Genomic DNA, 12,571 nt, shown 5'->3' with positions numbered 1-12,571 from the left:
TTATTGCTCCTCCATGTTCAACGGGAAGTGGCAGGCGAATAAGTGGTTTTTCACCGGGCGCAGGCGCGGCGTCTCGATGCACTTTTTCTGCGCGTAGGGGCAGCGAGGCCCCAGCCGGCAACCGATCGGCAGATGTTCCAGCGATGGAATGGCGCCCGGCAGCGTATTGAGCCGGCTTTTATGCGGCAATGAACGACCAAAATCCGGCATTGAGCGGATCAGCGCCTGCGTGTACGGATGGTGAGGAGCAGCCAGCAGATCTTCACACTGCGCGCTTTCTACCGTTTGGCCACAGTACAGCACGTTCACCCGGTCGGCCCATTTGCTCATCATCTGCAAATCATGGCTGATCAACAAAATGGTGGTGTTGTTGTTTTGATTAAGCCGGGCCAACAGGCGGAAAATTTGCGCCTGGGTGGTAGGCTCCATGGCGTTGGTCGGTTCATCGGCAATCAGCAGGCGCGGCTGGTTGGCCAGAGCGATGGCGATCATTACTTTCTGGCATTCGCCTTCGGTCAGTTCGTAGGGGAAGCTGCCCATGATGTCGACATGGTCTTTGATGCCAACGCGGTGCAGCAACTCAATGGCACGACGTTTGCGCCAGTTGAAACGTTGCCACCAGCGGCCCTTATAGGTCCAACCGGGGATCGCCTGGGCCAGTTGGCGGCCGATGCTCTCCGAAGGGTCCAGGCAAGACTGCGGTTCCTGGAAAATCATCGAGACGTTATGCCCGACCAGCTTGCGTCGCTCGCGCGGCGTCAATTGCAGCAGATCGATATCATCAAAGCGGAAACGGTCGGCGGTGACACGCCAGTTGTCTTTGGTTACGCCGCAAATCGCTTTGGCGATCAGGCTTTTGCCCGAGCCCGATTCACCCACCAAACCCCGTACTTCACCTTCGGTCAGCGTCATGCTGACGCGATCGACTGCCTTGACCGGCCCGTCGGCGGTCATAAATTCAATCGTCAGGTTGCGGATATCAAGTAACGGCATTATTCCACTCCTGCGTTGATTGCGCGGCGCATGCCGTCGCCCAACAGGTTAACCAGCAACACGCTGATCAGGATTGCCGCACCGGGCAGCATCACCGTCCAGGGCGCGACGTACACCAGCTCCAGCGAATCGCCGAGCATGGCGCCCCATTCAGGAGAGGGCAACTGTGCGCCGAGGTCGAGGAAACCGAGTGCGGCGATGTCCAGGATCGCCATCGACAACGCACGGGTAAATTCGGTCACCAGCACCGCCGCAATGTTCGGCATTACGGCATACCACAGGATTTGCGGCGTCGAGGCACCGTCGAGTCGCACTGCCACCACATACTCTTTTTCCAGTTCGTCGTGCACTGCGCTGTAGATGGTGCGCACCATGCGCGGCAACAACGCCAGCCAGACCGCCAGCATCGCGTGCTCGAGCTTTGGCCCAAGGAACGCCACCACTACAATCGCCAGCAGCAGCGAGGGAATGGAGAGCAGGGTGTCGAGAATGTGGTTCAGCACCGCCGAGCGCAGGCCGTGGGTCACGCCGGCAAACACGCCGAGGATTACCCCGAAAAAGGCGGCGGCGACGGTAACCAACAACGCCGAACCATAAGTGGCGGCGGTACCGGTCAACAGACGGCTCAGGATATCGCGGCCGAGATCGTCAGTGCCGAGAAAGAAGGATACGTTGCCGTAACGCGACCAGGAGGGCGGCAGCAACTGATAACCCAGGAACTGTTGATCGAGTGCATAAGGCGCCAACAGGCTGCCGAATACGCACAGCAACAGCAGCGCGATCACGCCGTAGAAGCCGATCATCGCCAGGGCATCGCCGTAAAAAATCCGCCAGGTATAAAGCAGCGGGCTGGGCATTTTCTTTTCGCGGTATACGTTATCTAAGGGCATACCATTCCTTATGTTTCAGTGGGTTGGTTGCTGCGCCCAAAATATCGGCCAGGACGTTAATGGCGATCACCAAGGTGCCGACCACCATCACGCCGGCGGAGATTGCCGCATAATCCTGCTGGCGGATGGCGTTAATCATCCAGCGCCCCAGGCCCGGCCAATTGAAGACCACTTCGGTGATCATCGCCAGCGTCAGCATGGTGGAGAACTGCAACCCCAGCTTGGGAACGATAGGCGGCAGCGCGTTATGCAGCACATGGCGACGGATAATGGTAAAGCGGGACAAGCCCCGGGTAGCGGCGGCTTTGATGTAGTTTTGGCTGAGCACGTCGTCGGTGCTGATCCGCATCAGGCGCACCACTTCGGTGGTGGGGGCCACCGCCAGCGCGGTAATCGGCAATATCATATGGCGCAACGCGCTGCCGATCATCTCGGAACGGTACGGCGAATCCGACAGCCAGGCATCGATCAGCGCAAAACCGGTGATGGGCCTGACCTGATACAGCAGGTCGAAACGGCCGGAGACCGGCAACCAGCCAAGGTGCAGCGAGAAAAACAGCATTAACAGCAACGCCAACCAGAAAACCGGCATCGAAAATCCGATCAGGGCAAAGGTGCTGATGGCGGTGTCTTGCCATTTGCCGCGCATCACGCCGGCGATAATCCCCAGCGGAATGCCGATAAACAACGCCAGAGTGAAAGCAAGGAGGCACAGCTCCATGGTGGCGGGGAACACTTCGCGCAGTTGCTCGCTGATCGCCTGGCCGTTAATGCTGGAAACGCCAAAGTCCCAGTGCAGCAGGCTGACGAAGTAAAAGTGGTAGGCATCCAGCAGGGCGGCGCCGTACAACGGCGCGCGCGGCGTGAAATAGCTCAGACTAAAGCTGACCAGAGTCAGGAGGAACAGCGTGATCAGCAGCAACAAGATGCGGCGCAAGGTAAAGATAATCACTTTTTCGGCCCCTCCGCGGATTCACGGTACACCCCGGCAAATGACGCGTTGCCGAACGGACTCAATACCAGTCCTTTGATGTCGTAGCGGTAAGCCTGCAGGCGCAATGAGGAGGCCAGCGGCAACACCGGCAGTTGCTGCTCAAGAATTTTTTGCGCCTTCTGGTAATTTTCGATGCGCTGCGCCAACTGCTGTGACAGCAGGGCATTTTGCAGCACCTCGTCAAACCCCGGGTCACACCAGTGAGCATAGTTGGTTTGCGAGCGGATTGCCGCGCAACTCAATAGCGGCCGGAAGAAACTGTCCGGGTCGTTACTGTCGGTGGCCCAGCCGGTGAGTGTGAGATCGTGGTTCATCTCCATCAGTCGCGCCTCCTGGAAGCGGCCTTCGACCGGCACGATAGTGACGTTAATACCAACCTGGCCCAAATCGGCCTGGATCAGTTCGGCGGTCTTCAGCGGGCTGGGGTTATAAGATTGCGAGGCGGTTGGTACCCACAGCTTCAGATTCAACGATTCAATACCCGCTTGCTTGAGCATTTCGCGCGATTTTGCGGGATCAAATTCGGTAACGTGCGCTTCGTTGTCATAGGCCCACGACGCGCGTGGCAGAATGGAGGCGGCGGTTTCCGCCGTGCCGTAGTAAATCGACTGCATCAGGCGCTGGTTGTTGATTGCCAGCGAAATGGCCTGACGCACTTTTAAATTGTTCAGTGGCGGTTTGCGGGTGTTAAAGGCCAGATAGGCGATGTTCATGCCCGGCCGCAGCGTGAGGCGCAGGCGCGGATCGTCGCGCAGAATCGAGAGCTGGCTGGCCGCGGGATAAGCGAGCACGTCGCACTCACCGGTCAACAACTTCGACAGCCGGCCGGTGCCGCCGGCGCCCAGATCGATCACCACCTGTGGCATGCGCGGTTGACCTTTCCAGTAAACGTCATTGCGCGCCAGACGGATATATTGCCCCGAACGATATTCATTCAACAGGAAGGGCCCGGTGCCGACCGGCTCGCGATCGATCATTTCCTGATGGCCTTCACGCGTCAGGTTTTCCGCATATTCTGCCGACATCACCGGGGCGTAATGGGTCGCGATATGCCACAAAAACGAGGCGTCAGGCGCCTGCAGACGGATCTCGACGGTGTAGTCGTCGAGCTTCTTCACGCTTTGCACCGAGTCGCCAAACTGCAGACTGTCGAAGTACGGATACTCGCCGCCGTTGACGTCATGATACGGATGCTTTTGGTTAAACATGCGTTCAAAGCTGAACACCACGTCGTCGGCGTTCAATTTGCGGGTTGGCGTAAACCAGGCGGTGGTCTGGAACGGCACGTCCTTGCGCAGGTGGAAGCGGTAGGTTGCGCCGTTATCCAGCACTTCCCAACTTTGCGCCAGTTCGGGGATCAGTCGGTAGGTATAAGGGTCGACATCCAGCAGGCGATCGTACAGCTGGGCGGCCAGGGTATCGACCGTCAGCCCGCTGCTGGCCATCTGCGGATTAAAGGTGTTCAGTATGCCGCTGACGCAATAGACAAAGCCGCTCTGGCGGATGTCCGGCAACGGCGGCGCCGCGGTAGGCGCGGGCGGTGTTGAGGCCAGGGCAGAACTCGTAAGGCACAATGACAGTATCCAAAGGGGTAAACCACGCATAGACGCTTCATGGGTTAATAAGCAATAGCGTTAGTGTATCGCACTCTGGCGAACTGCCCAATCCATTGAGCAAAATGGCAGAGTTTTCTGCGACTTGATTGAACACTTTGCCGCCACAGGCAAAAAATCTTTAAAATGATATGTTATAACATAACAATTTCATGCTACCGTCCCCAGGCACGATATCAATAACAGCAAGGGGACGTATGAACAAGATTGCACTTCCACCCCGCCAGCCGTTGCCGGATGCGCAGGCCTGGCGGGGTGAGATGAGTGACGTCGGGCTCGATTGGGTCGGGATGCAAGAGATAGCGCTGCCGCTGGAGCTTGCGGGCAAACCGCTGATGGCGAAGGTTAATGCCGGGATCAATCTGCGTGCCGGTCGGCAGGGCGCGCGGGGAATACACATGTCGCGGCTGTATCTCGCGCTGGATGAATTGACGCAAGGCGAACTGACGCCGCAGCGCATCGGGCGAACGCTGGATGCTTTTTTGGCTTCGCAGCCTGAACACAGCGACCATGCCAGCCTGAGTATCCGCGGCGAACTGCTGGTGTCACGTCCGGCGCTACTCTCGCCGCACCGCGGCTGGAAAGCCTACCCGTTGCGCATTGACGCCACGTTAACCCAGGCTCTGACGCTGTCGTTGACGATCGGCGTACCCTATTCCTCCACCTGTCCCAGCTCGGCGGCGCTCAGCCGTCAACTGGCGCAACAGCAGTTTCAGTTTGATTTTGAACAGGAACCGGACAGGGTCGATCGGCAGCAGGTGATCGATTGGCTGGGTGAGCAGGGAATGCCCGCGACCCCGCACAGCCAGCGCAGTTGGGCCTGGGTGACGCTGACGCTCGGTGGCAGTGAACCGGCGTTACCGGTGGTCAATTTAATCGATCGCATTGAGCATGCGCTGGGTACGCCGTCGCAAACGTTGGTAAAGCGTCGCGATGAGCAGGCCTTCGCCTTGGCTAATGGCCAAAATCTGATGTTTTGCGAGGACGCCGCTCGCCGTCTGTACCGGATGCTGCGCAGCCAATGCGGCCTGCGAGGATTCTCGTTGCGGGTGGAGCATCAGGAAAGCCTGCACGCCCACAATGCGGTGGCCGAACTGAGCTGGCGGGAGGAAGGCGATGCTGCGTAAAAACCCCAGTGGCCACCTGCCGCAGGTATCGCCAAAGGCCTATATCGATCCTACCGCCATTATCTGTGGTCGGGTGATTGTCGAAGATTTTGTCTACGTTGGCCCCTATGCGGTGATCCGCGCCGATGAACTGAATGCGGCCGGCGATATGGAGCCGATCGTTATCGGTTCTCACTCGAATATTCAGGACGGCGTGGTGATCCACTCGAAAAGCGGCGCGGCGGTCACCATCGGCAGCTACAGCTCCATCGCGCATCGCGCGATTGTTCACGGCCCGTGCCGCATCGGGGATCGGGTGTTTATCGGGTTCAACAGCGTGCTGTTCAACTGCCATATCCGTTCCGGCTGCGTGGTGCGGTACAACGCGGTGGTGGATGGCGTCACGCTGCCGGAGAACCTGTATATCCCATCGACCGAGCGCGTCGGCGCCGACAGCGATCTGTCGCTGTATCGCCAGGTTGATCGCGGCGCGCTGCAATTTTCTGAAGAAGTGGCCGCCACTAACGTCGAACTGGTTCGCGGCTACCAGGCATTACGTAATGAGTTTTAAGTGAGGAACCTGATGAATCCGTTACCCGTTACCGTACTTTCCGGTTTTCTCGGCGCCGGTAAAACCACGGTGCTCAACCATATTCTGAATAACCGCCAGGGCATGCGCGTGGCGGTGATCGTTAATGACATGAGCGAAGTGAACATTGATGCTGCGCTGATCGAAAACCAGGTCCAGCTCGATCGCCGACAGGAAAAGCTGGTGGAAATGAGCAATGGCTGTATCTGCTGCACGCTGCGCGAAGATCTGTTGATCTCGGTGCGCGAACTGGCGCAGGCCGGTCGCTTCGATTATCTGCTGATTGAATCCAGTGGGATCTCAGAACCGCTGCCGGTGGCGGAAACCTTCACCTTTGAAGATGAACAGGGTGAAAGCCTGTCGCAGTTCGCCCGGCTGGATACGCTGGTCACTGTGGTGGATGGCGTGAATTTTATGCAGCAATACCAGCAGGCTCAAACGTTGCAGGAGGCCGGGCAAAGCCTGGGCGAGGACGATCTGCGCAGCGTGGCGGACCTGCTTATCGAGCAAATCGAATTTTGCGATGTGATGCTGGTGAGTAAAACCGACTTGCTGACGCCAGAACAGCAGGGGGAAGTGATGGCGCTGCTCGCGAGCCTTAACCCGGATGCCAATATTATCCCCATCTCCCCCGGTAAATTGCCGCTGGAGGCGGTATTGAACACCGGCAGTTTCAGCTTCGAAAAGGCCCAACAGGCACCGGGCTGGCTGAAGGAGTTGCGGGGCGAGCATGTTCCGGAGACGGAAAACTATGGCATCAGCAGCTTTGTTTATCAGGCGCGGCGGCCGTTTGCGCCGGATAAATTTTATCGGATGATCAACGGCGACTGGGGGGGCGGTAAGCTGTTGCGTTCAAAGGGGTTCTTCTGGCTGGCTACGCGTCCGAGACAAGCGGGGCAGTGGAGTCAGGCCGGTGGCATCGCTCATTATGGACTGGCGGGTACCTTCTGGCGCGCGCTGTCGCAGGAGAGCTGGCCACAAGATGAAGAAACCCGGGCGCAGATTCAGGCGAAATGGGTGGAGCCGTTTGGCGATATGCGTCAGGAGCTGGTGTTTATCGGCCAGAATCTGCGACAGGCGGAGATTACCCGCTTGCTGGATGCCTGCTTACTGACCGATGACGAAATGGTGGCCGGTGTGGACTATTGGCGGAGGATGGCCGATCCCTTCCCTGAGTGGTAAGTACACAACATCAGTGTGGTGATGAGAAAAATTCTCAACAAATTGCTTTACAGGTGATAGTGATAACCATTATCATTTGTTTGCCGTTCACGGAAGGCCACGCTCAGTGGCTCTGCTGTGAAAGGCACGACATTGCTCACATTGCTTCCAGTGTTTTTTAAGCCAGCTCGGGTGCTGGCTTTTTTTTGCCCATTAGTCTTCTTCCGCACCCCCATTTTGCAGGAGAGCATGTTTTTTCAGCATCCCCCGCAATTGATGATAGGTCAGCCCCAGCAGGTCCGCCGCCTTGCGTTGGTTAAATTTCCCTTGTTGCAGCGCCGCTTCGATCAACGACTTTTCCTGTTCCAACTGCCAGGTTTTTAAATCCAGCGGTAGTGTCGGTCGGTCACTGCGCGTTTCGCGCTCCGGCAGCGGGAAGGGGCTTTCCCGTTGGGCAAAGGGATTGATAACGATCTCATCGAGCGCGTTGGCGCTGGTGCCGTGCCGGTATACGGAACGTTCCACCACGTTTTTCAATTCCCGCACGTTGCCCGGCCAGCTATAGGCGAGCAGCGTATCCCTGGCGCGTTCGGTAAAGCCGGGGAACAGCTGCAGCGACAGCTCGCGGCACATCTGAATCGCAAAGTGTTCAGCCAGCAACATGATGTCTTGCTGCCGCTGGCGCAGCGGCGGCAGTTGAACGACGTCGAACGCCAGCCGGTCCAACAGATCGGCGCGGAATTTCCCCGCTGCCGCCAGCGCAGGCAAGTCATCGTTGGTGGCGCAAACCAACCGCACATCGACCTGCAGCGGTTGGCTGCCGCCTACGCGCTCCAGATGCCCGTATTCAATCACCCGCAGCAGTTTTTCCTGCACCAGCATGGGGGCAGTGGCCAGTTCGTCCAGAAACAGCGTGCCACCGTCGGCGCGTTCAAAGCGGCCCAGGTGGCGTTTCTGCGCGCCGGTAAAGGCTCCCGCTTCATGGCCGAACAGCTCGGAATCCAGCAAGTTTTCATTCAAAGCCGCGCAGTTAAGCGAGATAAACGGCCCTTGCCAGCGGTTGGAAAGGTAGTGCAGACGGTGGGCGATCAGCTCTTTGCCGGTGCCGCGTTCGCCGATCACCAACACCGGCTTGTTCAACTTTGCCAGTTGCGAGACTTGCTCCAATACTTCGACAAAGGCGTTCGCTTCGCCCAGCAGGTTTTCTAACTGTTCGCTCATGATGAAATTCGCCAATGTTTGGTGAAAATAATCACTCTACAGCAAGTTGACGGAGTGTCAAAAATAAATAATCCTTATTATTCAATAAAATAAAAGTTGGCACGAGTTTTGATTAAGTCTTTGGGCAAGCTGTATTATTTAACGCGGCGCTTCAGACGCCATCAGAACCAAGAGGAAGTGAATTATGGGTATTTTTTCTCGTTTTGCCGACATCGTGAACGCCAACATCAATACGCTGCTGGATAAGGCGGAAGATCCGCAAAAACTGGTGCGCCTGATGATCCAGGAGATGGAAGACACGCTGGTTGAAGTTCGTTCCACCTCGGCGCGTGCGCTGGCGGAGAAAAAGCAACTGCTGCGCCGCATTGAGCAGGGTGAAAATCAGCTCAACGATTGGCAGGACAAGGCCGAACTGGCGCTGCGCAAAGATAAGGAAGACCTGGCCCGTGCGGCGCTGATCGAAAAACAGAAGGTGGCTGACCTGATCTCCACGCTGACCCACGAAGTGTCTACCGTGGAAGAGACATTGGCCCGGATGAAAAGCGAAATCGGCGAGCTGGAAAACAAGCTGACCGAAACCCGTGCGCGCCAGCAGGCGTTAACGCTGCGCCATCAGGCAGCATCCTCTTCCCGCGACGTGCGCCGCCAGCTCGACAGCGGCAAACTGGATGAGGCGATGGCGCGTTTCGAACAGTTTGAGCGCCGAATCGATCATATGGAAGCCGAAGCGGAAAGCGTCATCATCGGTAAAAAGAAGTCTCTGGACCAGGAATTTGCCGAACTGAAAGCCGACGATGCCATCAGCGAACAACTGGCGGCGCTGAAAGCCAAAATGAACCGCACTGAGTAAGGCGACAGCGGCCACGGCGAGGTGGCCGCCTATTAAAGACGCAATAAGAAGGAAAAGAAATGAGTGCTCTACTACTTGCCATTCCGTTGACAATCTTCGTGTTGTTTGTCGCACCGATTTGGCTTTGGCTGCATTACAGCAATCGGCAACAAAGCGGCATTCAACTGAGCCATCAGGAAATGCAGCGTCTGGCTCAGTTGGCCGACGATGCCAAGCGCATGCGTGAACGCATTCAGGCGCTGGAAGAAATCCTCGATGCGGAACACCCGAACTGGAGACAGTCTTGATGAGCAATACTCTGGGCAGTAAAAAACTTTATCGCGTACCTGAGGAAGGCATGGTGAAGGGCGTCTGCGCCGGGCTGGCCCATTATTTCGACGTGCCGGTGCGTCTGATCCGCGTAATAGTGGTGCTGTCGATGATTTTCGGCCTGTTTTTCTTCACGCTGGTGGCCTATTTCGCGCTGGTTTTCGTGCTGGATGAAGCGCCGGCCAGCCGTTTCGAAGGCGAGAACTACAAGACGCCGCGCCAATTGCTCGATCAACTGGAGTATGAGTTGGGCAGCGGCGAACAGCAACTGCGTCAGGTTGAACGTTATGTCACGTCGGACACCTTCGGCGTACAGAGCCGTTTCCGCAAGCTGTAACCCTGCCTCGCGTGCAATGACCTGCGCGTGGCGCAGGTCAGGCATTGCGCCTGCCATCATCTTGTTGCAAGCAACCGTGCCGGAGGGCATTGATAAATGAATAAAACCTATGCCGCAAAAGCCGTTAAATCCGCTGGAATCAAACAAGGAGCAGGTACAGTGTTGAAGACATTGTCTAAAGTGATCATCATAGCGTTACTGAATTACGGCCCTGCCGGCGCGGCGGGCTGGCTGCTGCGGACCGTTGGCCGCAAACCGATTCGCTTTGTGCTGGCGCTGGTGCTGGAACCCCTGTTCCGCAAAGGCCTGAACAAGGTATTTGGGCGTTACGTAGCGGGTGCAAAAATGCCACCCAGATAGGGTGGCATAAACTTTAATTGGCGGCGGTCGCTTTCGTCCCCGGTGTTGCCAGATAGACCCAGTCTGCGCCGTCGCTGATAATGGCCTGAGCCGCAGGAGAGGCTGCAGTATTGGTACAGAAAATAACGGTGCCTTTGCAGGAGATCGCAGCGGGAAGCTGAGAAAACGTCATTGACGACAAATGGGTACCAAAGCGACTGATGCGACTGTTAGGCCGCCAGCCGGTAGCGGTTTTCACCCAACTGTAAATCGCGCCTTCCTGGTCCCCTGTTACCGCTGTATTGAACCATTCGGAGCCGATAGGGCGCATTACACTCCCTAGCTCTTTGGGAACATCGGCGACACGCGCCACGCTATAGCTGCTTTTTCCTGGTTGATATGAACTGCCATAGCTAGTACTGATAGTTGTCGCGCCTTCGACATCGACATCGATGACCGAACCTGCGCCAGACAGTGAGGCATAACGAAAGTCGCCCAGGCAGCGGCCGCCAAGGAAGCGCAGATTACTGGTGTTACAGCTTACGCTGCCGTACTGACAGTCGGCCAGATCGATCCGGGTATTTGCGCCATCTCCGGTGAGGGCAACGTTGCCGGAGAAATAGGTGTCAGAAATAGTACTCGGATAAGAAGGGTGGCTCCACGTCAGATTCGCTAACCAACTGTTGCTGATCATGGCCTTTACGCTGGAGGAAAAGTTCATGTCTTGTAACCAGCATCCGCTCATGAAAATATTGAACCGTTTCCCGGATGCAGCATGCGTAATATTCCCCGCACGGTTAATATTGGTTACATACAAAACACCATACCCCGTACTGTAAACCAAATCATTTACTTCCGACGCCTGAATTTCATTAAGATAAACTTCCCCAGAGTTCATATGTAATAATCGGCTGGCATTGGTATTCTCTCCAATTAATGTTTTCAATGGGCCGCTACGATGTTCCATATGCAATTTCGTGAACCACAATCCAATGCCGCCATGAATGTAAATAGTCGGGCTGATCAGGTTGGCTTCCCATTGGCAATCTTCAAAGCGCAACATGTTACAATCATCGTCCTTGATGGTTGAGGTTAAATGAACGGGGGCCAGTAGCATTTTCTCATAATCTGTAATGTCGGCATAACTGTTATAATCGCCGGAAGTTCTGCCGCAACCTTGGACCTCAAGGAATTTAAAGTAACTATCCTGAACTTTATCAAGATAGAGACCTGCACCTTTGCAATAGAGGATGCTTACATTCTGTACTTGCACGTAACCAGCGTATTTTATGCTTAATCCACTAATGATTTTATTATTGCCACGTATTTGAAAGTTTCTGAAGTTGATCCCACTATACGTCATTTCCCCTGCGTTGGCAGAAACGGTAATAACTCCACTAAAATCTGAAATATCAGTTAGATCTGGCCCGGAGTAGGTTAACACTGCACGCCCGTTAAAACTGTTTTCGCCGTAGAGCGCGATCCCTCTGTTAGCTGGGAAAATGACCGGTTTTGCAATATTCCAGTAACCGCTTGGGATTTTTACCGAGCGTTCGCCTTGTATCAGTGAAATGTTTTGAATAAATGAGCTGTTATCACTTAGGGTAGGATCGCAACCGCCATCATATAAAGAAAGTTGCGTTAAATCGTTTCGTCGCCACACTGCTGTTGATTGATTAACTATAACAGTGGAGTATCCTCCGTCATCAATTGCATTGGCAATGTTAAGATAACCTGTAAATACGCCACCGCCTTTGCCTTTTCCCGCATAGTACTCTGTTAAAAAAATACGTTGCCCATCATATTCTGGCAAGGTGTTTCTTAATGCATTCATAGTGCTTGCTGCGGCTGTGTTTTGTTCTAAATTAATTGCACTCATAGAGTTCTCCGGGTAGTATTAAATGTTAGAGAAAGCATCTTCGACGCCAAATTTTGTCGGATTGAAGGTGAAATATTGAGATTATTCCCAGCAAGATAATGCTATCTTGGTTTTTTATGAGGTGCGATATTAGGTCGTTCTGCTATATACCACACAACGAATAACATGTATGCCAAGCGGTGCAGGCGCGAAAGACCTTATCCATGACATAAAATAAGCTGGCTTATGACTATAATAATGCTCATAGGCTGCCGAGATTAACGAATTTTATATAAATACATGTTTTATAT

At 55.2% G+C, this 12,571-nt stretch carries 13 protein-coding genes; 7 read left to right on the top strand and 6 right to left on the bottom strand.

The window, feature by feature from the left end; all coding sequences use genetic code 11:
* Genes sapD through sapA form a run of 4 tightly spaced genes read right to left on the bottom strand, consistent with a single transcriptional unit; the run spans nucleotide 1 to nucleotide 4,481 of the window.
* Nucleotides 1-993, bottom strand: a complete 993-nt coding sequence (gene sapD, locus ACTJJ1_RS07325; protein ID WP_004945143.1) for a putrescine export ABC transporter ATP-binding protein SapD — start codon at nucleotides 991-993, stop codon at nucleotides 1-3.
* A complete protein-coding gene (gene sapC / locus ACTJJ1_RS07320) occupies nucleotides 993-1,883 on the bottom strand; it encodes a putrescine export ABC transporter permease SapC (protein ID WP_006325668.1) in 891 nt (296 codons plus the stop codon). Before sapC ends, sapD begins: the two co-directional genes overlap by 1 nt.
* A complete protein-coding gene (gene sapB, locus ACTJJ1_RS07315) occupies nucleotides 1,870-2,835 on the bottom strand; it encodes a putrescine export ABC transporter permease SapB (RefSeq protein WP_004945135.1) in 966 nt (321 codons plus the stop codon). Before sapB ends, sapC begins: the two co-directional genes overlap by 14 nt.
* Nucleotides 2,832-4,481 carry an ABC transporter substrate-binding protein SapA gene (gene sapA / locus ACTJJ1_RS07310; protein ID WP_004945131.1) on the bottom strand — a complete coding sequence of 550 codons (1,650 nt, stop codon included), beginning with the start codon at nucleotides 4,479-4,481 and terminating at the stop codon, nucleotides 2,832-2,834. Before sapA ends, sapB begins: the two co-directional genes overlap by 4 nt.
* Nucleotides 4,482-4,687: 206 nt before the next feature.
* On the opposite strand from sapA, the gene folE2 reads away from it, so the two are divergent.
* From folE2 to zigA, 3 genes are read left to right on the top strand one after another with little or no spacing between them, the layout of a single operon-like run.
* On the top strand, nucleotides 4,688-5,617 hold the full coding sequence (gene folE2, locus ACTJJ1_RS07305; protein WP_440832985.1) for a GTP cyclohydrolase FolE2: 930 nt from the start codon (nucleotides 4,688-4,690) through the stop codon (nucleotides 5,615-5,617).
* Entirely contained in the window at nucleotides 5,607-6,167 is a 561-nt protein-coding gene (locus ACTJJ1_RS07300; protein WP_004945126.1) for a carbonate dehydratase, read from the top strand. Before folE2 ends, ACTJJ1_RS07300 begins: the two co-directional genes overlap by 11 nt.
* Before the next feature lie 12 nt (nucleotides 6,168-6,179).
* Entirely contained in the window at nucleotides 6,180-7,367 is a 1,188-nt protein-coding gene (gene zigA, locus ACTJJ1_RS07295) for a zinc metallochaperone GTPase ZigA (RefSeq protein ID WP_006325661.1), read from the top strand.
* A 192-nt stretch (nucleotides 7,368-7,559) separates the two neighbouring features.
* Here the strand turns inward: zigA and pspF are convergent, their stop codons facing one another.
* Complete coding sequence (pspF, locus tag ACTJJ1_RS07290; protein ID WP_122288634.1) at nucleotides 7,560-8,567, bottom strand: phage shock protein operon transcriptional activator; 1,008 nt, start codon at nucleotides 8,565-8,567, stop codon at nucleotides 7,560-7,562.
* A 184-nt stretch (nucleotides 8,568-8,751) separates the two neighbouring features.
* On the opposite strand from pspF, the gene pspA reads away from it, so the two are divergent.
* The 4 genes from pspA (at nucleotide 8,752) to pspD (ending at nucleotide 10,423) form a co-directional block, all read left to right on the top strand.
* Nucleotides 8,752-9,417, top strand: coding sequence for a phage shock protein PspA (gene pspA / locus ACTJJ1_RS07285; RefSeq protein WP_004945117.1), 666 nt, complete (start codon nucleotides 8,752-8,754; stop codon nucleotides 9,415-9,417).
* A 59-nt stretch (nucleotides 9,418-9,476) separates the two neighbouring features.
* Nucleotides 9,477-9,704 (top strand): envelope stress response membrane protein PspB, encoded by a 228-nt coding sequence (gene pspB / locus ACTJJ1_RS07280; protein WP_004945113.1) that lies wholly within the window; start codon nucleotides 9,477-9,479, stop codon nucleotides 9,702-9,704.
* Entirely contained in the window at nucleotides 9,704-10,063 is a 360-nt protein-coding gene (pspC, locus tag ACTJJ1_RS07275) for an envelope stress response membrane protein PspC (RefSeq protein WP_004945110.1), read from the top strand. Before pspB ends, pspC begins: the two co-directional genes overlap by 1 nt.
* A 96-nt stretch (nucleotides 10,064-10,159) precedes the next feature.
* On the top strand, nucleotides 10,160-10,423 hold the full coding sequence (gene pspD, locus ACTJJ1_RS07270; protein WP_004945107.1) for a phage shock protein PspD: 264 nt from the start codon (nucleotides 10,160-10,162) through the stop codon (nucleotides 10,421-10,423).
* Between the two features lie 13 nt (nucleotides 10,424-10,436).
* Here the strand turns inward: pspD and ACTJJ1_RS07265 are convergent, their stop codons facing one another.
* A complete protein-coding gene (locus ACTJJ1_RS07265) occupies nucleotides 10,437-12,281 on the bottom strand; it encodes a hypothetical protein (RefSeq protein WP_440832980.1) in 1,845 nt (614 codons plus the stop codon).
* Between the last annotated feature and the right edge of the window lie 290 nt (nucleotides 12,282-12,571).

The organism is Serratia sp. 22264, assembly GCF_052045345.1.
Taxonomy (GTDB): domain Bacteria; phylum Pseudomonadota; class Gammaproteobacteria; order Enterobacterales; family Enterobacteriaceae; genus Serratia; species Serratia plymuthica.
The sequence above is the reverse complement of the archived record's forward strand: the minus strand, read 5'-3'. Positions and strand labels throughout refer to the sequence as shown.